At 52.4% G+C, this 374-nt stretch carries 1 tRNA gene; it reads left to right on the plus strand.

Going from position 1 to position 374, the window contains the following annotated elements:
* The first annotated feature begins 177 nt into the window (after window positions 1-177).
* Window positions 178-254 (plus strand) — tRNA-Met (locus tag ABVT35_RS26845).
* Window positions 255-374 lie beyond the last annotated feature (120 nt).

Consider the following 374-nt stretch of genomic DNA (forward strand, 5'->3'; position numbering starts at 1 on the left):
GAACACGGCCGTGAAACACCCCAGCGCCGATGGTACTTCGTCTCAAGACGCGGGAGAGTAGGTCGCCGCCAGGTCCGCAAATTGCAAAAACAAATCTTCTCTAAATGATGTCTCGAACCAAATTCCGAACACACCGATTTGCGGTGCGCCAGGCGTTTTGCAGAGCACAACAGTTGACGCGGGGTGGAGCAGTCCGGTAGCTCGTCAGGCTCATAACCTGAAGGTCGTAGGTTCAAATCCTACCCCCGCAACCAAATAATCTATTGTCCGACCCGGAGACATAGGTAACAGAACGTACCTAAGACATGGGTGACAACCTCGTGCCGAACGGGTTGTCGATGGTTTGCAATGTTCTTTGCTCCAAGTCGATGTAT

It is taken from the genome of Hoeflea sp. TYP-13, from assembly GCF_040932035.1.
Lineage (GTDB): Bacteria > Pseudomonadota > Alphaproteobacteria > Rhizobiales > Rhizobiaceae > Hoeflea_A.